Raw genomic sequence first — 17,706 nt, 5'->3', positions numbered from 1 at the left:
TCAGAGATGACCTACGACTACATCATCACAGGTGCGGGTCCCGCCGGCTGCGTGCTTGCCAACCGGCTGAGCGAAGACCCCGACGTGCGCGTGCTGTTGCTGGAAGCGGGCGGTGGCGACTGGAGCCCGCTGTTCCACATGCCGGCGGGCTTTGCCAAGATGACCAAGGGCGTGGCGAGCTGGGGCTGGGAAACCGTGCCGCAGAAGCACATGAAGAACCGCGTGCTGCGCTACACCCAGGCCAAGGTGATCGGCGGCGGCTCTAGCATCAACGCCCAACTCTATACGCGCGGCAATGCCGCCGACTATGATCTGTGGGCGAGCGAGGACGGCTGCACCGGCTGGGGCTACCGCTCAGTGTTGCCCTATTTCAAGCGCTCGGAAGATAACCAGCGTTTCGCTGACGACTATCATGGCTATGGCGGCCCGCTCGGCGTGTCGATGCCCTCGGCTGCGCTGCCGATCTGCGATGCCTATATCCGCGCCGGCCAGGAGCTTGGCATTCCCTACAATCACGACTTCAATGGCAAGCAGCAGGCTGGCGTCGGCTTCTACCAGCTGACCCAGCGCAACAAGCGACGTTCGTCGGCCTCGATGGCCTATCTCGCTCCGATCAAGGACCGGCGCAACCTGACCGTCCGTCTGGGCGCGCGGGTGACACGCATCGTCGTCGAAAAGGGCAGGGCGGTCGGTGTCGAGATCGCCAGCGGCAATAATACCGAGATGATCCGCGCCGAGCGCGAGGTGCTGGTGTCCTCGGGTGCGATCGGCTCGCCCAAGCTTCTGCTGCAGTCGGGCATCGGCCCGGCCGATCACCTGAAAAGCGTCGGCGTTCCCGTTGTCCACGACCTCAAGGGCGTCGGCGAAAACATGCAGGACCACCTCGACCTGTTCGTCATTTCCGAATGCACCGGCGATCACACCTACGACAACGTCGCCAAGCTGCATCGGACACTGTGGGCCGGGCTGCAATATGTGCTTTTCCGCACCGGGCCGGTGACGTCGAGCCTCTTCGAGACGGGCGGCTTCTGGTATGCCGATCCCGATGCCCGCTCGCCCGATATCCAGTTCCACCTCGGGCTTGGTTCAGGCATAGAGGCCGGCGTGGCGCGGCTCAAGAATGCCGGAGTGACGCTGAACTCGGCCTACCTGCACCCGCGCTCGCGCGGCACGGTGCGTCTCGCTTCAAGCGATCCCGCAACCGCCCCGCTGATCGACCCCAACTACTGGTCCGATCCACACGACCGCAAGATGTCGATCGAGGGGCTCAGGGTGGCGCGTGAGATCATGCAGCAGGCGGCCCTCAAGCCCTTCGTGCTGGCCGAGCGGCTGCCGGGGCCGGACAAGATGACCGAGGAACAGCTGTTCGACTATGGCTGCGCCAACGCCAAGACCGACCATCATCCCGTCGGCACCTGCAAGATGGGCACCGACGACATGGCCGTGGTCGACCTCGAGCTCAAGGTGCGCGGCATAGAGGGCCTGCGTGTCTGCGACAGCTCGGTGATGCCGCGCGTGCCGTCGTGCAATACCAACGGCCCGACGATCATGATGGGCGAAAAGGGCGCCGACATCATCCGCAACCGCGACCCGCTGCCACCGGCGATCTTCACGCATGAGCGCAACGATATCAGGCCAAGGGCGCGGGCCGAGATGAGCTGAGCGCCAAAACGAAAGGCCACGGGCGCAAGGCGCCCGTGGCCCCGATTGTCGTCCGTAGAGGTTACGGGTTCATCAGAACGTCGGTGATCTTGGTGTTGTCGTTCTTGTCGGTCTGCACCGAGACCTTGGCGCCGGCCTTGACCTCCGGCGGAATGGCGACGTCGGCGGGGATGGTATAGCTCGTGCCATCTTCAAGCATGATGACGCGGGTTTCCTTGTTGAATTCCTTGACGATGCCATCGGCCGCAAAGGCAGGAACCGAAAACAGACTTGCAGCAACAAATGCGAGAACAATCTTATTCATAGAAGTGCTCCTGTTTGTTTAGCCATTTTTCCCCTGATCCTCAGGTGCGGCCGGCAACTCCATGCGAGATATAAATGCTGAAGTTGTTTTCGGGTTCCACTTACTTATTGGCGGTTTTTGTTAAATCTCTGTAATGTTGATGCCAATCAAAATTGGCTTTGGCGGTTTATTATTAAAATCCTGTAATAACGGCCCGTTGATTGGCAAGATAGGCCGATCCTTCGATTTCAGTTTCTTCCTCTGCAGTCAGCCCGTCACTGCATGGCATGCGACGTTGGCGCCGCCGGCGGAGAGCCTCAGTTCGGGCCTCTCCTTCTTGCAGATGTCCATCGCCAGCGGGCAGCGCGGGTGGAAGGTGCAACCGCTTGGCGGGTTGAGCGGGCTCGGAATGTCGCCGCCCAGAGGTGCGCGATCACGCTTTGGCGCTTCGAGGTCGGGCACGGTTTCGAGCAGCAGTCGGGTGTAGGGGTGTTGCGGGTTTTCGAGGATGACTTCGCCCGGTCCTTCCTCGACGAGGCGGCCGAGATACATCACGCCGATGCGGTCGGTGAGGAAGCGCACGACCGAGAGGTTGTGGCTGATGAACAGGTAGGTCAGGCCGAGCTTCTGCTGCAGGTCCTTGAGCAGGTTGAGCACCTGCGCCTGCACCGAGACGTCGAGGGCGGAGGTCGGTTCGTCGAGCAAGAGCAGTTCGGCCTCGGCGGCAAGCGCGCGGGCAATCGAGATGCGCTGGCGCTGGCCGCCGGAGAATTCGTGCGGGTATTTGTCGGCGTCGCTGGGCGCCAGGCCGACCGTAACAAGCAACTCGCCAATACGCTTGCGGCGCTCAGTGCGGCCAAGCTTTTGCGCCATGGGCTCGGCGATGCTCTGGCCGATGCGCCAGCGCGGGTTGAGGCTGCCGACGGGATCCTGGAACACCATCTGCAGGCGGACGCGTTCGCCGCTGGCCTTGCGGATCTCGACAGCGCCCGCGGTCGGCTTCTCCAGTCCGGCGACGAGGCGCGCGACGGTCGACTTGCCGCAGCCGGATTCGCCGACCAGCGAGAAGGTGGTGCCAGGGCGGATGGCGAAGCTGACGCCGTCGACGGCCTTGACGCTGCGGCGCGGCGCGCGCGTCACCAGCCGCTGCAGGAACGGTGCCGAGACGTCGAAGGTGCGGCCGAGATTGGCGACCTTGAGCAGAGGCTGTTCGCTGACGATTGCGTTCATGCGCCGCCACCTTCGATCCATGCGCCGTCGCGGGCGACGATGCGGCCACGCTTGACCACCAGCGCGCGCTTTGGCCGATCGACGACGATCTGCGCCGGGTTTTCGCCCTCGATCAGCACGAGGCTGCCGTCGCAGCCGACGTCCAGCCCGTGGCCAGCGAGATCGAGCAGGTCGGCGCCACGCTTGGTGCCCATGTCGAGGGCAGCCGTCAGCTCGGCGTCGGTGCGGCAGTTGCTGCGCCAGGACAACAGCCAGCAGCGCTCCAGCATGTCGCCATTGCCATGCGGGTTCCAGGTGTCGCGCAAAGAATCGGAGGCAACCGCGCAGCGCACGCCATAGTCGGCGAGCTCGAACATCGGCGGGAAGGGGATGTCGCCCGGAACCGCCGAGATGATGCCGATGCCAGCTTCGGCGAGCAGGTCCATCATGCGGGCAAGCTCGTCGCGGGATGCAGTGCCGAGGCAGAAGGCATGGCTGACGATGACCTTGTCCTGCATGCCAAGCGCCTTGGCGCGTTCGGCGATAAGGCCGAGCTCGTAGAGGCCAAGCTCGCCGCGCTCGTGGAGGTGGATGTCGATCTTGGCCTGCTTGCGGTGGGCGATGCCGAAGATGGTGTCGAGATGACCCTTGGCGTCGCCGTCGACGCTGGCTGGGTCGATGCCGCCGATGATCGAAGCGCCTTCGTCGAGGGCAGCTTCCATCAGCTCGGCCGTGCCCGGCTCTATCAGCATGCCGAGCTGCGGGAAGGCGACGATTTCGAGGTCGACAGCGTGCTTGGTCTTTTCCCAGGCAGCGAGTACGCCGTGGAGATTGTCGAGCTTGTATTCGGGCGAGATATCGACATGGCTGCGGATATGGGTCGAGCCGTTGGCGACGCATTGGCGCATCAGATTGCTGGCGCGCTCGGCGACCGACCAGGGCAAGGTGCGGCGGATATCGACCTCGTTGTCGATCATCGCGCGGAGCGAATCCGGCACGTTGATGCTGTGCCAGGGCAGGCCCCACAGGATCTTGTCGAGGTGGACGTGTGCTTCGACGAAGGGGGCTATGGCGATCGCGCCCTTGCCGTCGACGACCTTGATGCCGTCGCGGGCTGTCACATCACTGCCGATAGCCGAGATGCGGCCGTTCTCGATCAGGATGTTGCTGGCGACCCCGGCGTCGGGGCGGACATTGGTGAGCAGAAGGTCGGTCATGATTGCTGTTCCGTGGTCTTAGCGGAGGCGAGGGTTGAGGACGTCGCGAAGCCAGTCGCCGACGATGTTGACGGCCAGCACCAGCAAGACGAGTGCGGCACCGGGGAAGAGCGAGATCCACCATTCGCCAGACAGAAGCAGGTCGTTGCCGGCGCGGATCAAGGTTCCGAGCGAGGGCTGCGACGGCGGCATGCCGAGGCCGAGGAAGGACAGGATCGCTTCGGTAAGGATGGCGACGCCGAGGCCCAGCGTCGCAAGCACCAGCACCGGGCCGATGGTGTTGGGCAGGATGTGGGCAAACAGGATGCGGACACCGCTGACCTCGCTGATGCGGGCGGCGGCGACATAGTCCTTGCGGCGCTCGATCATGGTGGCGGCGCGCACGGTGCGTGCGAATTGGACCCAGTCGGCGACGCCGATCGCCAGGATGACGACGTAAAAGCGCATCTCCTCGCGCATGCCGATCGGCATAACGATCTTGGCGACGCCGTCGATGAAGAAGGCGATCATGATGGTGGGGAAGCTGAGCTGGATGTCGCCGAGCCGCATGATGACGGTGTCGACCCAGCCGCCGAGATAGCCAGCGATCAGGCCGAGCGCGACGCCGATTGTCATCGAGAAGGCGACGGCGGCGATACCGACAAGGATCGACACGCGCATGCCGTAGAAGATGGTGGAGAGGATGTCGCGGCCCTGCTCGTCGGTGCCGAGCAGATAGGTCGAGCTACTGCCATCGATCCACACCGGCGGCAGGCGTGCGTCCATGATGTTGAGGGTCGCCGGATCGAACGGATTATGCGGCGCGATCAGGCTTGCGGCAGCGGCGCAGAACACCAGCACGATGAGCACGACAGCGGCGAAGATGACCGGCGGCGAGTTCCTGAAGCGCCAGGCCAGTTCGCTGTTGCCGAAGGCTTTGAGTCTGAGGACGAGCTGGCTCATTTTGCGCGCAACCTTGGATCAACGGCGAGATAGATCAAGTCGACGATCAGGTTGATCGTGACGAAGCTGAAGCCGACGAAGGCGAGATAAGCGGCCATGACGGGGAAGTCGGCAAATTCGATGGCCTGCAGGATCAGCATGCCCATCCCCGGCCACTGGAACACTGCTTCGACCACGATGGCGAAGGCGATCAGCGAGCCGATCTGCAGGCCGGTGATGGTGATGACGGGAAGCAGGCTGTTGCGCAGCGCGTGCGTCAGATAGACGGCGCGGTCGGAGAGGCCGCGGGCACGGGCGAACTTGACGAAATCGGTCCGCACCACCTCGAGCATCTCGCCGCGCACCAGGCGCATGATCATCGACACCTGGAACACGGCGAGCGTGATTGTCGGCATGATCAGCGCCTTGAGGCCCGACGTGGTCAGCATACCCGTCGTCCACCAGCCGAGCTTGACGACCTCACCGCGGCCGAAGGCCGAGAGCCAGCGCAGCTCGACGGAGAAAACCAGGATCAAAAGCATGCCGATCAGGAACTGCGGCATCGAGATGCCGAGCAGCGAACCGAACTGCAGGCTGCGGCTGAGGAGGCCGCGTGGCTTGAGCGCGGTGTAGACACCCATCGGGATGCCGACGGCAAGGGCGATGACGGTGGCGCACAGGACCAGTTCCAGCGTCGCCGGCAGGCGGGCGAGGATCAGGTCGACCACCGGCTGGCGGTTGCGGTAGGAGACACCGAAATCGCCGACCACGGCGCGTTCAACGAAGCGCCAGAACTGGACGAATGTCGACTGGTCGAGACCAAGCGCGACCCGCAGCTCCTCGCGCTGGGCAAGCGTTGCGTTGACGCCGAGGATGTTGTTCACCGGGTCGCCGAGGAAATTGAAGATCGAAAACGAAAGCGCCGACACGACCAGCATCACGAGGATGACGCTGGTCAGTCGCGTGGCGAGCAAGGAAATCATCTCAGCCTCTGAAATGGAGAAGAGGCCGGGCGCGTGGCACCCAGCCTCCGATCATTCGTCAGTCCATCGTGTAGTACCAGAACCGCGTGTATTCGTCGGCCGGTACGATGGCGTGGACCTTGTCGCTCATACCCCAGGTCAGGAACTGCTGGTGCAGCATGATCTTGCCGACCTCGTCGCGATGCAGCTTCATGACCTCGGAGATCATCTCCTGGCGCTTCTCGGTGTCGTATTCGGTACCAATCTGCGGGATCAGCTCATCGACCCGGGCGTTGGAATAGCCCTTCGGATTCCAGGCGCCGAGGTCGCCGGTGGGCGTATGGAAGGTCGCCGAGATGATGTTGTAGGCGTCCAGCGTCGGCAGGCCGGCCCAGCCCAGCATGTAGAAGGAGTATTTGCCGGCCGGCAGTTCGGTGTCGAACTGCACGGGCGGATGCATCGTCAGCTGTGCCTTGATGCCGACCTTGGCAAGCATGCCGACAGTTGCCTGGCAGATCTGCTCGTCATTGATGAACGAACCGGCCGGGCAATCCATCGGCAAAGTGAAGCCGTCGGCATAGCCCGCTTCCTTGAGCAGCGCCTTCGACGCCTCGATGTCAAAGGGGAAACGGACGTCGAGGCTGGCGTCGTAGAACGGCAGCTGTGGCGCCATCATGATAGCTGACGGGCGGCTGTTGTCGCGCATGATCGAGCGCTTGATGCCGTCGATGTCGATGGCCTGGTAGATCGCCTTGCGGACGCGGATGTCGGCGAGCGGGTTGGAATCGAGACCGGGCAAGGTCTTGGACTGCTGGTCCATGCCGTAGAAGATGTTGCGCAGGTGGGGCGCGCGCATGATCTGCATGCCAGGGGTGGCTTCGATGCGCGCGACGTCCTGCGGCGGTGCGTTGCGAATGAAGTCGACTTCGCCGGAGAGCAGGGCCGCGACGCGCGTCGCGTTGTTGGCGATCGGCGTGTAGACGATCTCGTCGATGTTGTGCTCGCGCTTGTCCCACCATTTCTCGTTGGCGACGAAGACCGTCTTCACATCGGGCTCGCGGCTGGCGACCTTGAACGGTCCGGTGCCGACACCTTGCGTGATCATCGCGCCGCCGGTGTTGGTCGACAAGTCGAGCGGCTTCTGGGCGCCGATCGATTCCTGGAACTCCTTGTCGAGAATGTACCAGCCGGCGAAATCGTTGAGCAGCAGCGCGTATTTGCGCTTCAGCGTCATGTCGATGGTGTGATCGTCGACCTTGACTACCTCGGCGATGGGCTCAAGCAGGCCGGCGAAGGGTGAGCCGGGCGAGCCGGCGCGTTCGAAGGAGAAGATCACGTCGTCGGCGGTGAACGGGTTGCCGTTGTGGAACTCCACGCCCTTGCGCAAATGGAAGCGCCATTTGGTGTCGGATAGCGTTTCCCAGCTTTCGGCCAGCGCCGGCTCGATCTTGAGCTCCTTGTTCCAGCGGACAAGGCCTTCATAAACATTGCCGATCAGGCTGAGGGTGAAATCCTCACGCGCCGCGTGAGGGTCCATCGAACTGATTTCCTGCGATTCAGCGAACCGCAGCGTCTTGGCATCAGCCGCGCTGACGGCGAGGCCGGCGCAGGAGGTGAGGAGAAGTATTTTCAGATAACGGTTCATCGGCTGTTCCCACACAGTTCTTGATTGTTGGACTTGCGTTGTCTCGTTCGGGCGTCGGCAGGCCGATGGCCGGGGCGTCGGGCATGCCGAAAGCTGCCGCGTCCATCGGGGTCTTGAGCTGGTTCAACAGGGCTGCATGGCCGGCGTGACAGGAACGAAACCGCGATCCTCTCATCCCCCGAGGTGCGGGGAATGCCCATTTCGATCCGTTCTGATCTCGAGCGCTTGTCACTTGGAGCCCAGCCTGTTGAGAGCCGACAGGAGGGATGATTTCACATCGAATACGCTTCGTCTACAGTGTTGTATGCGCAAAGTGACATCAATTGTATACAAATAATGCCTGAAATTTGAGCTTTTTGCTGGGAGGGTGGGCGTAACTAAGCGGTCGCCGTTTGCAACGGGCGACGCCGGTCGAATACCGTGTTCGGCCACGGCAGCGCGCGCTGCCATGCTGTCGTCAGAGCGTCGTGCCGCCCTGGTGGATGAAGCAGGCGGCGGATGTACCGCCGGCATCGGCGAGCCTTGGCAGTTCGCTGCGACAGCGGTCCCCGGCCTTGGGGCAGCGTGGATTGAAGGCGCAGCCTTCGGGCCAGCTGCCGAGGCGCGGCATCGAGCCGTCGATCTGCGCAAGCCGATCGGCCTTGCGGTTGAGCGATGGGATCGAGCCCATCAGGCCCTCCGTATAGGGGTGTCGGGGACGATGGATGACCTCGTCGACCGGTCCGATTTCGACGACCCGGCCGGCATACATCACCGCTACACGGTCGGCGGTCTCGGCGATGACGCCCATGTCGTGAGTGACGAGCATGATTGCGGTGCCGCGCGTCGCCGCAAGCCGCTTCAAAAGGCCGATGATCTGGGCCTGCACCGAGACATCGAGCGCCGTTGTCGGCTCGTCGGCGATGATCAGCTCGGGCTCGCCGGCGAGCGCCAGTGCGATGACGATGCGCTGGCGCATGCCGCCGGAAAACTGGTGCGGGTACTGGCTGAAGCGGTTTTCCGGATCGGCGATGCCGACCTCGCGCAGCAGCTGCAGCGCCTTGGCGCGTGCGGTCTCGGCATTGCCGGGATGATGCGCGCGGATGGTTTCGGTGAGCTGGCGCCCGACGGTGAACAGCGGGTCGAGGCTGGTCAGCGGATCCTGGAAGATCGCGCCGATGTGGCGGCCGCGCAGCTTGCGCTGTTCGGCCTGCGGCAGGTCGTCGATGCGTTGACCGGAGAGATGGACCGTGCCGCCGGCAATCCGTCCGGGCGGCTGCAAAAGCCCGATCAGGGCGCTGCCGGTCAGCGACTTGCCGGCGCCAGACTCGCCGACAACGCCAAGGATTTCGCCCTGACCGATGCTGAAGGAAACGTCGTCGACCGCGACAAGGGAACGCTGGCGCAATGGAAATTCGATGCGCAGATTGTGTACATCGAGAACGGCTCCTGTTTGCGCCGCCGGTCTCGGGTCAAGGGCTAGTCCAGTCATGGGAGCACCGCCGTTCGTTCAAGGGTTGTGCCAAGGGAAAAGGCATGTTCCAAGCGGGAACTGTAGAGGATAGAATACATACCAAGTCCTCCCTATGCCCAATTCACCAGGATCGTGACATGCTACGCGAGCCCCGCGCTTCGAAGACCGCCGTTTCGCCGCAGGCCGGCAAGACCAAGAAGCGCGGCGGCCCAACCGACGAGCATATTCACGGCGAAATCTACGCGGCGATCATCAACCATCAGATCCGCCCGGCGACGCCGTTGCAGGAAGATGCGCTGGCGACGGCCTTCGGCGTCAGCCGCACGATCATCCGCAAAGTTCTGCAGCGGCTGTCGCACGAGAAGCTTGTCGACCTGATCCCCAACAAAGGCGCCTTTGTTTCCAAGCCTTCGATCGAGGAGGCGCGGCAGGTGTTCGAAGCCAGGCGCGGCGTGGAATGCATCCTCGCGGAAAAGCTCGCCTCGACGATCACCAAGGAAGACGTCGATCGGCTGACGGCCATGGTGAGCGTCGAGGCGGAGGCAGTCGAGCAAGACAGCAAACATAGGCGGCTGCAGCTCTCCGGGGATTTTCATCGTGAACTCGCCTCGCTTGCGGGAAACGAGGTGTTGCGTGACTTCGTCCACGAGCTGGTATCGCGAACGTCGCTGATCATCGCGCTGTATGAGTCGCCGGGTGCGGTGCCGTGTTCGTACAGCGAGCACAAGGAGATCGTGGACGCCCTGAAGCGGCGGGACGGCAAGAAAGCTGCGCAGTACATGGACCACCATCTCCGTCATATCGAGGCTCAAATCGACCTGTCCGACCACCCCGTGCGCGTCGACTTCAAGACGCTGTTCAAACCCTTGGCCTAACTGACCTTTCTCGACTTTTCAGTGCTTGCGAGGCGCGTATCGGGTGCATAGCCGGCAAGCTTGCCGCGATAGGTCTTGGGCAGCGGATAGGCGAGGTCGCCACGCTTGGACGTCTTCAGGCCCATGCCGACGATGGCCTCGGCAAATTTGACGCCGGCGACGACGCCGTCGATGACAGGCACCTGCAGCCGGTCTTCCAGATAATGCGCGAGATCGGCCATGCCGGCGCAGCCGAGAACGATCGCTTCCGAACGGTCCTCGGACAGCGCCCTCTCGCATTCGGCCAGGATGATGGCGCGGGCGTTCGATTCCGGCTTCTCGAGCTCCAGCACCGGAACGTCGGTGGCGCGCACGCGGCGGCAATGGTGCTCCATGCCATAGTTGCGGACCAGCTGTTCGGCGATGATGCGGGTGCGCTCGAGCGTCGTCACCACGGAAAAGCCAGTAGCGACGAAGGTTGCGGCGTGCATCGCTGCTTCGGCAATGCCGAACACCGGCGCGCCTGTTATCTCGCGCGCCGCAAGCAGGCCGGGATCGCCAAAGCAGGCGATGATGTAGGCGTCGGCGGCCGGCCCATCCATGATCTCGTCAACAAGCCCGATAATGCTCATCGCTTCGTCGTAGTGGCCTTCGATCGAGGCGGCGCCGGAGCGGGAGGTTACCGCCAGGATCTCGGTTCCAGGTGCCGCAACCGATCGCGCCGCGTCGCCGATGAGGTCGGTCATCGACTGGGTGGTGTTGGGATTGATGAGCTTAATTCTCATGCGATCCTCTGAAGCCGCTGGCCTCGCCGGGTGTGGGTAATTCCCAGCCTTAAATTGTATACTATCATGTATTCGTATTGGATGTAATTTGCTGTTGTCAACATGGCATCAGGCGATTTTCCGGGACAGGCGAGAAAGAGCGCCCGCCTGGCACAGAACCGACGGAGGCGGGTTTACGCATGGATGCACGGACTGCAGCAGTTGGCGGTGCAAGCATTTGAAGGATTTGAGGTTTTGCTGCGCTGCAGCGCGCGGCAGCTCAAAGCCAAGCAATGCACGGCTTTCCGGAGCAGCTAGCGCATCAGGACGTTGTGATAATTGTATACACGTCGGAAATTGCAGGTTCGGCCGAGAACAGGCCTAGAAACCGCAGGCCAGGCATTCCTCGCCGTTCCTGTAGCGATATTCGGCTTTCCAGTAGTGCGGGTCGTTGACCACGGCGTATTCGACATCGGCCGACATGACGTATTTCTTCCTGAACGGACGCGCGAGCATGACGAACAGGCGGCAGTCCGGCGGCCAGTCACCGACCGAGAGAATGCTGTTTCCCCTTGATAGCTCCGACATCAGGATCGCCTGCAACGGCGGTGCCATCCGGGGCAGGTCAGGCATCGGTGGGCTCCAGAGATTGCCGAACGACGAAGGCGACCGAATGCTGTCCGGCAGCGTCGCGTGTCAGGCAGGAGGGTAGTGCGTTCCGCCATGCGCCCGCAAGCTATTGCGGCAAGGCGCTGGCCTTTCTCGTCTCGCGCGGGAGCTCGCCAAACTCGTGCCGGTATTCGGCGGCGAAGCGGCCGAAATGGGTGAAGCCCCATTTCAGCGCGATGTCGGTGACGCTGGCTTCGCCCGCCACCAGGTCGAAGCGGGCACGGCGCATGCGCTCGCGTGTCAGTGCGCGGATCGGCGAGATACCGAAGGCGTTGCGATAGGCCAGTTGCAGCGTCCTCGGGGCCACGCCGGCAGCTTCTGCGATCTCATGCAGCCCAATGGGTGCCGCGACATTGGCGCGGATGAATTCTTCTGCCCGCTTCAGGTGGCGAGGGGCAGCACCTGGCCTCTGCTCATTGAAGAACAGGCTCATATTGTTGGGCTGGTTGCGCAGGAACAGTTCCAGCAGGTGCTGCTCGTGCAGCACGTTGTGCAGGCCTGGGCCGTGCAAAGGTGCTTTCGCGTCGGCGGCATGGAAAAGCGAGTTGGCCAAGCGTCGCCATGCCTGCATCTCGGGCCGGGAGAAATCGATCAGCGGGTCGAAGATAAGCGGCCCCTGGATATCGCGGTCGAGCAGGCGCATGGCGAAGGCATGCAGCGGCGCCTTGCGAACCTGGACCAGCAACTGGGCGCAGCCCTGCCACCATTTCATTCTTGTCGCCAGGTCGGCGTTAAGGACGGAGGCGATGCTGCGGTCGGTCAGGAATTCGCGCGTGCCGTTGCGGACGGTGGCTGCGCCCGAGACCGGCATCTGGATCAGGTAGAAGTCGCCAAGTTCGCCCGGATCGATCAACACATCGGCGCCATAGCTGATGTAGTTCAGCGAGATCATCTCGCCGGGCGCATGATTATGGGTGACGCGAAAAGCTTTCCGGTCACCGATGATGTCCAGTCGGTGATTGCAAAACTTCTGGGCGACCCGCTCCCTGGCGCAGTCGAGATCGTTCGACTGAAACAAGACATGGTCTGAAAGCGGTACCCTTCGGACGGACGCCTCTTCCATCAGCATTTTGGCAGACTAGCACCGATCCTTGGGCTGCCAACGAAAATGAGCGGCAACAGGTCGCGCCGGCAGCATTTTTGCGCTTTCTGGATAGTCATCGCGCATTCCGGCTAGTGCTTTGGGGATGCCCGCAGCAATCTCTGCGGTGGAACAAATGAAAGGGTCGCCTCAGGCAGGCCCTTCGAAAGCAAAGGGAGCATCACATGAGCAATGAACTCGCCAAGGGCATCACGCGCCAGGGCACCGGCTATGCCGGCAAGACCTGGAACATCCTTGGGCAGGTCTATTTCCCGAAGGCGGTCTGTGAATCGACCTTCGCATTCGAGACCAACAGCGAGCCGGGCCAGTTCGTGCCCGTGCACATCCATCCGAACCAGGAAGAATTCATCCTGGTGCAGGAAGGCGAACTCGACCTCAAGCTCGACGGCGAATGGGTCAAGGCCAAGGCCGGCGACCTGGTGCGCATGCCCAGGGGCATTCCGCATGGCTACTTCAACAAGTCGGACAAGCCGACCAAGGCGCTGTTCTGGGTGTCGCCGGCCGGCATGCTGGAAGAGCTGTTCAACAAGCTCGACAACCTCGCCGACCCGGCCGAGGTGGTGAAGGTCTCGGCCCAGCACGAGGTCAACTTCCTGCCGCCCGAAGCCAACGACTAGGCTGCCAGCTTCCACCGGGGAATCTGCCTGACGCGCGCGACATCGGTCGCGTGCGAAGGCTGGCCCGTGTCCTGGCGAAAGGAAACAACGACATGGTCGAGAAGAAGAAAGTCTGCGTCATCGGCGCCGGCGTGAGCGGGCTTGCGGCAGCGCACGCCTTCAGGCAGCGCGGGCATGATGTCGAAATCGTCGAGCGCGGTTACGATCTGGGCGGCGTCTGGGAGCCATCGCGCTCCTATCCCGATGTGCAGACGCAGAGCCCGAAGGATCTCTATCGCTACACCTCGATGCCGATGCCGGAGAACTATCCGGAATGGCCGAAAGGCACGCAGGTTCACGCCTATCTCAAGAGCTATGCCGAGCAGAACGGGCTCGTGCCGCTTATCCGCTACGGCACCAAGGTTGTTTCCATGCAGCGGCGCAATGGCGCCAAAGGCTGGACTGTCGAACTGGAGTCTGGCGACGGCTCGACGACGCGGCAGGACTTTGATTTCGTTGCCGTCTGCACCGGCAATTTCAGCGAGAAACGCGAGCTGGTGCATCCGGGGCAGGATGAGTTTGTCGCCGCTGGCGGCCAGGCGCTGCATTCGTCCGAATACACCGACCCGGCAACTGTACGAGGCAAGCGAGTCGTGGTGCTCGGCTTCTCCAAGTCGGCGACCGACATTGCCGTCAACGCCGTCAATTCGGGCGCTGCTGCCGTCACCATCGTCTATCTCGAGCCGGTCTGGCGCATTCCCTATTTCATCGGCGGCCTGATCAACTTCAAGCGCATCCTCTACGTCCGCGCCCAGGAGGTGATGTTCCCGAGCTGGAACCAGCCCCTGCTGGCGCGGCTGGCGCATGCAGTGGCCAAGCCCTTCGTCTGGGCCAATTGGCGGGGGCTGGAGAGCCTGTTGTCGCTGCAGCTCAAGCTGAAGAAGACTGGCCTCAGGCCAAAGGTGCCGATCGAAACCAGCATCAACTGCTCGGTACCGATCGTCACGCCCGGCTTCTTCGACATGGTCGCCGACGGTCGCATCAAGGCGATCCAGGGCACCATTGCTTCGTACGACAAGGACACGGTGATCCTGTCAGGTGGGGAGCGGGTCAAGGCCGACATGGCCATTCTCGCGGTCGGCTGGAAACCGGGCGTGCCGTTCCTGCCGGAAGAATGCCGGCGCAAGCTTGTCGAGCCCGACGGGCAGTACCGGCTCTATCGCGTCATCGCCAATCCCGATTTGCCCGACATGGGCTTTGTCGGCTTCAACTCGTCATTCTGCACGGTGCTGAGCGCCGAACTCGCCGCCAACTGGCTGGTGCGCTACGCCGACGGCAAATTGGGGCGGCAGCCAACGCGCCAGGAGATGACCGACAATATCGAGATGATGCTGCGCTGGAAGCGCGACGAACGACCGGCGGCAGGCGTCTATGGCGGCCTCTGCGTTGCGCCTTATCACTTCAAGCATTTCGACGAGCTGCTGGCCGACATCGGCGCAACGAAACGGCGGCGCAATCCCCTAGCCGAGAACTTCGCGCCACCGAACGCCGATGCCTATGCCGGCTATCTGGCAAGTGCGCCGGATTATCGCGCAGCGTAACCAGACGGCGAAAAGAACTGCGTCACGCCCGAATGTTGGTCGGGCGTCTGACGAATTTTGTTGAGCGATATCAGGGAGTTCGGATGGTGGGCGTGACAGGGATTGAACCTGTGACCCCTGCAATGTCAATGCAGTGCTCTCCCGCTGAGCTACACGCCCATCCGATGGGGGCGGATACACCATTTTTGATCCGGCGCGTCAATAGCGTGTTTGGCGGAAAAATGCGCCGGATCATCAATTCCTTTCCCGGCGCCATCAATTCCCCTTGGCGACGCTGGGGAAACGCCTAAGCGGCGTGGAGCATCTTCTCGACCTCGTTGACGAGATCGCGCAGATGGAAGGGCTTCGACAGCACTTTTGCGTCGCGCGGAGCCTTCGAATCAGGGTTCAGGGCGACTGCCGCGAAGCCGGTGATGAACATCACCTTGAGATCGGGGTCGATCTCGGTTGCGCGGCGCGCCAGTTCGATGCCGTCCATTTCCGGCATGACGATGTCGGTCAGAAGCAGCGAAAAGGGTTCCTCGCGCAGCCGCTCGTAAGCGCTCGCGCCATTGTCGAAGTCGCTCACCTGGTAACCTGCGCGTTCCAGCGCCTTGACCAGGAAGCGACGCATATCGTCGTCGTCTTCTGCCAGAAGAATGCGTGCCATAAGTATCCCGTCCGAATCAGCGGTCGAAGCCGCCCCCCAGCAGGGGCTTCGTTAACCATCTTGTATATGAGTCCTGGACGGTAAACATCAAGTGAATGCCGTGTCAGCAGAGTGACGCAAAGGCACAAAAAGGGCCGACTTTCCACCACTCGAACGGCTGGACAGGGGCGGCCGCAGGTGGCACTTTCGATGGATGAGTGAGTGCATTTCGCAGGTCCATCAGCAAAGATGACGCCAGCCGAAGATTTCGCCGAGCTGCCGCCGTTCGAAGTCCGGACGAGTGCCGAGCAGCGTGTGCCGTTCGTGTTCAATTCGCCGCATAGCGGACGCTGCTATCCCGACCGGTTCCTGGCGATGTCCAGGCTCGACGCCATGGCCATCAGGCGCTCGGAGGACTGCTACGTCGACGAGCTGTTCGGCGCGGCCGTTGCCCTTGGCGCACCGATGCTGACGGCGCACTTCCCGCGCGCCTATCTCGATGTGAACCGCGAGCCGTGGGAGCTCGATCCCCGGATGTTCGCCGAGCCGGTGCCGCCCTTCGCCAATGTGCGCTCGGCGCGTGTCGCCGGAGGGCTCGGCACTGTGCCGAAGCTGGTCGGCGAGGGGCTCGACATCTATCCCGGCCGGCTGCCGCTGGCCGAAGCGATCGGGCGGATCGAATCCGTCTACAAGCCTTATCATGAGACGCTGAAGCGGCTGGTCACCCGGACGCATGCCCGGTTTGGCTATGCCGTGCTGGTCGACTGCCATTCGATGCCGGCGTCGGTGCGCCTGGGCGACAATGGCGCGCGGCCCGATTTCATCGTCGGCGACCGCTTCGGAACTTCTGCTGCATCTGCTCTGTCGGAGCGGGCGATCGGGCTGCTGGCGGCCATGGGTTATGCTGTGGCGCACAATAAACCTTACGCCGGCGGCTTCATCACCGAGCACTACGGCCGGCCGGCGCGGAAGCTGCACGCGCTGCAGATCGAGATCAATCGCGGGCTCTACATGGACGAACGGACGTTCAAGAAATCAGCCGGTTTTTATGCGCTTGCCGACGATCTGGCCCGGTTTTCCGCCGATCTGATGGCGATTCCGGATTATCATTTCCTCGACCTGCCATTGGCCGCGGAATAGCCGCGACAGGCCGTGGCTAAAAAAAAGACCGCTCCGGAGAGCGGTCGAAGTCTAGGGAGGAAACGCCCAAGGAGGGCATGGACAGGAGAACTGTCCGAGGTCGAGATTATTGTGCGCTGCACAAAAGTCAAGGCGCCTTTGGGCTTTTTAATTCACGGTGATGTGGTTATTGCCGAGCGGGGTCGTGGCGTGTCATCCACGCCACAGTTGGAGATGGGGTGAATGATGGTCGATGCTGGTTTCATGCGACGGATCGCGAGTGCCGCAGCAGCTGAGACGCTGCCGCGTTTTCGCCGCCTCGAGGCGGTGGAAAACAAGCTGGCCAGCGGTTTCGATCCTGTCACCGAGGCCGACCAGGAGGCCGAGCGCGCCATCCGCGCGCTGATCAACGGCGAATTTCCCGACCATGGCATCCTCGGCGAGGAGCATGGCAGCGAAAACCTCGGCAACAGCCATGTCTGGGTGATCGACCCGATCGACGGCACGCGCGCCTTCATTTCCGGCCTGCCGGTGTGGGGCACACTGGTCGGGTTGACTGTCAATGGCGATGCGGTCGCCGGCCTGATGTCGCAGCCTTTCACCGGCGAGCTGTTTTATGCCGACGGCAAGGGCTCGCACTATGAGGGGCCGGGCGGGCCGCGTAAGCTTGCCGTGCGCAAGACCACATCGCTGGCCAATGCGACGATGTTCACCACCACGCCTGCCCTGTTCAAGGGCGAGATGCGCAAGCGCTACGATCATCTGGAGACCCAGGTTCAGCTCGCGCGCTACGGCACCGACTGCTACGCCTTTGCCATGGTTGCGGCAGGCCAGGTCGACATCGTCGTCGATCCGGGGCTCAAGCCCTACGACATCGTGGCTCTGATCCCCATCATCGAGCAGGCCGGTGGCATCGTCACCACTTTCGAAGGTGGTCCGGCCGAAAACGGCGGCGATATCATCGCGGCAGCAACGCCCGAGCTGCATGCCGCGGCGTTGAAGGTGCTGATGGGCTGAATCA

At 62.6% G+C, this 17,706-nt stretch carries 17 protein-coding genes, 1 tRNA gene and 1 pseudogene; 6 read left to right on the top strand and 13 right to left on the bottom strand.

Going from position 1 to position 17,706, the window contains the following annotated elements; all coding sequences use genetic code 11:
* Nucleotides 1–6 precede the first annotated feature (6 nt).
* Nucleotides 7–1,662: a GMC family oxidoreductase gene (locus tag ACSQ3E_RS04985; protein WP_436121830.1), complete on the top strand. Its 1,656-nt coding sequence runs from the start codon at nucleotides 7–9 to the stop codon at nucleotides 1,660–1,662.
* A gap of 61 nt (nucleotides 1,663–1,723) precedes the next feature.
* On the opposite strand, the gene ACSQ3E_RS04980 is transcribed toward ACSQ3E_RS04985, so the two are convergent.
* From ACSQ3E_RS04980 to ACSQ3E_RS04945, 8 genes and pseudogenes are all read right to left on the bottom strand, one after another.
* On the bottom strand, nucleotides 1,724–1,966 hold the full coding sequence (locus ACSQ3E_RS04980; RefSeq protein ID WP_310322416.1) for a DUF1344 domain-containing protein: 243 nt from the start codon (nucleotides 1,964–1,966) through the stop codon (nucleotides 1,724–1,726).
* Nucleotides 1,967–2,212: 246 nt separating this feature from the next.
* Nucleotides 2,213–2,497 carry an oligopeptide/dipeptide ABC transporter ATP-binding protein gene (locus ACSQ3E_RS04975; RefSeq protein WP_436121975.1) on the bottom strand — a complete coding sequence of 95 codons (285 nt, stop codon included), beginning with the start codon at nucleotides 2,495–2,497 and terminating at the stop codon, nucleotides 2,213–2,215.
* Nucleotides 2,498–2,689: 192 nt separating this feature from the next.
* Nucleotides 2,690–3,071 (bottom strand): annotated as a pseudogene (locus ACSQ3E_RS04970) (ATP-binding cassette domain-containing protein); the annotation flags it as partial.
* Between the two features lie 100 nt (nucleotides 3,072–3,171).
* Complete coding sequence (locus tag ACSQ3E_RS04965) at nucleotides 3,172–4,371, bottom strand: amidohydrolase family protein (protein WP_436121829.1); 1,200 nt, start codon at nucleotides 4,369–4,371, stop codon at nucleotides 3,172–3,174.
* Between the two features lie 18 nt (nucleotides 4,372–4,389).
* The gene (locus ACSQ3E_RS04960; protein ID WP_436121828.1) at nucleotides 4,390–5,313 is read right to left on the bottom strand and encodes an ABC transporter permease; all 924 of its coding nucleotides are present in this window, start codon (nucleotides 5,311–5,313) and stop codon (nucleotides 4,390–4,392) included.
* Nucleotides 5,310–6,275: an ABC transporter permease gene (locus tag ACSQ3E_RS04955; RefSeq protein ID WP_115730891.1), complete on the bottom strand. Its 966-nt coding sequence runs from the start codon at nucleotides 6,273–6,275 to the stop codon at nucleotides 5,310–5,312. Before ACSQ3E_RS04955 ends, ACSQ3E_RS04960 begins: the two co-directional genes overlap by 4 nt.
* Nucleotides 6,276–6,333: 58 nt before the next feature.
* Nucleotides 6,334–7,899 carry an ABC transporter substrate-binding protein gene (locus ACSQ3E_RS04950; protein WP_436121827.1) on the bottom strand — a complete coding sequence of 522 codons (1,566 nt, stop codon included), beginning with the start codon at nucleotides 7,897–7,899 and terminating at the stop codon, nucleotides 6,334–6,336.
* 457 nt (nucleotides 7,900–8,356) lie between these two features.
* The gene (locus tag ACSQ3E_RS04945) at nucleotides 8,357–9,370 is read right to left on the bottom strand and encodes an ABC transporter ATP-binding protein (protein ID WP_436121826.1); all 1,014 of its coding nucleotides are present in this window, start codon (nucleotides 9,368–9,370) and stop codon (nucleotides 8,357–8,359) included.
* A 44-nt stretch (nucleotides 9,371–9,414) separates the two neighbouring features.
* Here ACSQ3E_RS04945 and ACSQ3E_RS04940 point away from each other — a divergent pair, with 44 nt between their 5' ends.
* On the top strand, nucleotides 9,415–10,227 hold the full coding sequence (locus ACSQ3E_RS04940) for a GntR family transcriptional regulator (RefSeq protein ID WP_436121825.1): 813 nt from the start codon (nucleotides 9,415–9,417) through the stop codon (nucleotides 10,225–10,227).
* Here the strand turns inward: ACSQ3E_RS04940 and ACSQ3E_RS04935 are convergent.
* The 3 genes from ACSQ3E_RS04935 to ACSQ3E_RS04925 all read right to left on the bottom strand — a co-directional run bounded on the left by ACSQ3E_RS04935 (nucleotide 10,224) and on the right by ACSQ3E_RS04925 (nucleotide 12,657).
* On the bottom strand, nucleotides 10,224–10,991 hold the full coding sequence (locus ACSQ3E_RS04935; protein ID WP_436121824.1) for an aspartate/glutamate racemase family protein: 768 nt from the start codon (nucleotides 10,989–10,991) through the stop codon (nucleotides 10,224–10,226). The two genes, ACSQ3E_RS04940 and ACSQ3E_RS04935, sit on opposite strands and share 4 nt — an antisense overlap.
* A gap of 360 nt (nucleotides 10,992–11,351) precedes the next feature.
* Nucleotides 11,352–11,603, bottom strand: a complete 252-nt coding sequence (locus ACSQ3E_RS04930; RefSeq protein ID WP_436121823.1) for a hypothetical protein — start codon at nucleotides 11,601–11,603, stop codon at nucleotides 11,352–11,354.
* Nucleotides 11,604–11,706: 103 nt separating this feature from the next.
* Complete coding sequence (locus tag ACSQ3E_RS04925) at nucleotides 11,707–12,657, bottom strand: AraC family transcriptional regulator (RefSeq protein ID WP_436121822.1); 951 nt, start codon at nucleotides 12,655–12,657, stop codon at nucleotides 11,707–11,709.
* A gap of 248 nt (nucleotides 12,658–12,905) precedes the next feature.
* Between ACSQ3E_RS04925 and ACSQ3E_RS04920 the strand changes: the two genes are divergently transcribed.
* Together ACSQ3E_RS04920 and ACSQ3E_RS04915 are read left to right on the top strand one after the other, a co-directional pair.
* Nucleotides 12,906–13,358: a cupin domain-containing protein gene (locus tag ACSQ3E_RS04920; protein ID WP_310322394.1), complete on the top strand. Its 453-nt coding sequence runs from the start codon at nucleotides 12,906–12,908 to the stop codon at nucleotides 13,356–13,358.
* 92 nt (nucleotides 13,359–13,450) lie between these two features.
* Nucleotides 13,451–14,938, top strand: coding sequence for a flavin-containing monooxygenase (locus ACSQ3E_RS04915; protein WP_436121821.1), 1,488 nt, complete (start codon nucleotides 13,451–13,453; stop codon nucleotides 14,936–14,938).
* 84 nt (nucleotides 14,939–15,022) lie between these two features.
* Here ACSQ3E_RS04915 and ACSQ3E_RS04910 read toward each other — a convergent pair.
* Both ACSQ3E_RS04910 and cpdR read right to left on the bottom strand, forming a co-directional pair.
* Nucleotides 15,023–15,097: transfer RNA gene (locus tag ACSQ3E_RS04910), tRNA-Val, on the bottom strand.
* A gap of 127 nt (nucleotides 15,098–15,224) precedes the next feature.
* The gene (gene cpdR, locus ACSQ3E_RS04905; RefSeq protein ID WP_018429348.1) at nucleotides 15,225–15,587 is read right to left on the bottom strand and encodes a cell cycle two-component system response regulator CpdR; all 363 of its coding nucleotides are present in this window, start codon (nucleotides 15,585–15,587) and stop codon (nucleotides 15,225–15,227) included.
* A gap of 228 nt (nucleotides 15,588–15,815) precedes the next feature.
* Between cpdR and ACSQ3E_RS04900 the strand changes: the two genes are divergently transcribed.
* On the top strand, nucleotides 15,816–16,706 hold the full coding sequence (locus ACSQ3E_RS04900) for an N-formylglutamate amidohydrolase (RefSeq protein WP_310322378.1): 891 nt from the start codon (nucleotides 15,816–15,818) through the stop codon (nucleotides 16,704–16,706).
* A gap of 222 nt (nucleotides 16,707–16,928) precedes the next feature.
* On the top strand, nucleotides 16,929–17,702 hold the full coding sequence (gene hisN / locus ACSQ3E_RS04895) for a histidinol-phosphatase (RefSeq protein WP_436121820.1): 774 nt from the start codon (nucleotides 16,929–16,931) through the stop codon (nucleotides 17,700–17,702).
* Nucleotides 17,703–17,706: the final 4 nt, after the last annotated feature.

Origin of the sequence: Aminobacter sp. LjRoot7 (genome assembly GCF_964252895.1) — a bacterium.
Taxonomy (GTDB): Bacteria; Pseudomonadota; Alphaproteobacteria; order Rhizobiales; family Rhizobiaceae; genus Aminobacter; species Aminobacter aminovorans_B.
This window is presented reverse-complemented; position numbering and strand designations above follow the sequence as displayed.

What these genes read in the sequence shown, in the direction of transcription:
- ACSQ3E_RS04985 (WP_436121830.1), top strand. Translation starts at nt 7, where the DNA reads ATGACCTACGACTACATCATCACAGGTGCGGGTCCCGCCGGCTGCGTG.
- ACSQ3E_RS04980 (WP_310322416.1), bottom strand. Translation starts at nt 1,966, where the DNA reads ATGAATAAGATTGTTCTCGCATTTGTTGCTGCAAGTCTGTTTTCGGTT.
- ACSQ3E_RS04975 (WP_436121975.1), bottom strand. Translation starts at nt 2,497, where the DNA reads ATGTATCTCGGCCGCCTCGTCGAGGAAGGACCGGGCGAAGTCATCCTC.
- ACSQ3E_RS04965 (WP_436121829.1), bottom strand. Translation starts at nt 4,371, where the DNA reads ATGACCGACCTTCTGCTCACCAATGTCCGCCCCGACGCCGGGGTCGCC.
- ACSQ3E_RS04960 (WP_436121828.1), bottom strand. Translation starts at nt 5,313, where the DNA reads ATGAGCCAGCTCGTCCTCAGACTCAAAGCCTTCGGCAACAGCGAACTG.
- ACSQ3E_RS04955 (WP_115730891.1), bottom strand. Translation starts at nt 6,275, where the DNA reads ATGATTTCCTTGCTCGCCACGCGACTGACCAGCGTCATCCTCGTGATG.
- ACSQ3E_RS04950 (WP_436121827.1), bottom strand. Translation starts at nt 7,899, where the DNA reads ATGAACCGTTATCTGAAAATACTTCTCCTCACCTCCTGCGCCGGCCTC.
- ACSQ3E_RS04945 (WP_436121826.1), bottom strand. Translation starts at nt 9,370, where the DNA reads ATGACTGGACTAGCCCTTGACCCGAGACCGGCGGCGCAAACAGGAGCC.
- ACSQ3E_RS04940 (WP_436121825.1), top strand. Translation starts at nt 9,415, where the DNA reads ATGTTCCAAGCGGGAACTGTAGAGGATAGAATACATACCAAGTCCTCC.
- ACSQ3E_RS04935 (WP_436121824.1), bottom strand. Translation starts at nt 10,991, where the DNA reads ATGAGAATTAAGCTCATCAATCCCAACACCACCCAGTCGATGACCGAC.
- ACSQ3E_RS04930 (WP_436121823.1), bottom strand. Translation starts at nt 11,603, where the DNA reads ATGCCTGACCTGCCCCGGATGGCACCGCCGTTGCAGGCGATCCTGATG.
- ACSQ3E_RS04920 (WP_310322394.1), top strand. Translation starts at nt 12,906, where the DNA reads ATGAGCAATGAACTCGCCAAGGGCATCACGCGCCAGGGCACCGGCTAT.
- ACSQ3E_RS04915 (WP_436121821.1), top strand. Translation starts at nt 13,451, where the DNA reads ATGGTCGAGAAGAAGAAAGTCTGCGTCATCGGCGCCGGCGTGAGCGGG.
- cpdR (WP_018429348.1), bottom strand. Translation starts at nt 15,587, where the DNA reads ATGGCACGCATTCTTCTGGCAGAAGACGACGACGATATGCGTCGCTTC.
- ACSQ3E_RS04900 (WP_310322378.1), top strand. Translation starts at nt 15,816, where the DNA reads ATGACGCCAGCCGAAGATTTCGCCGAGCTGCCGCCGTTCGAAGTCCGG.
- hisN (WP_436121820.1), top strand. Translation starts at nt 16,929, where the DNA reads ATGATGGTCGATGCTGGTTTCATGCGACGGATCGCGAGTGCCGCAGCA.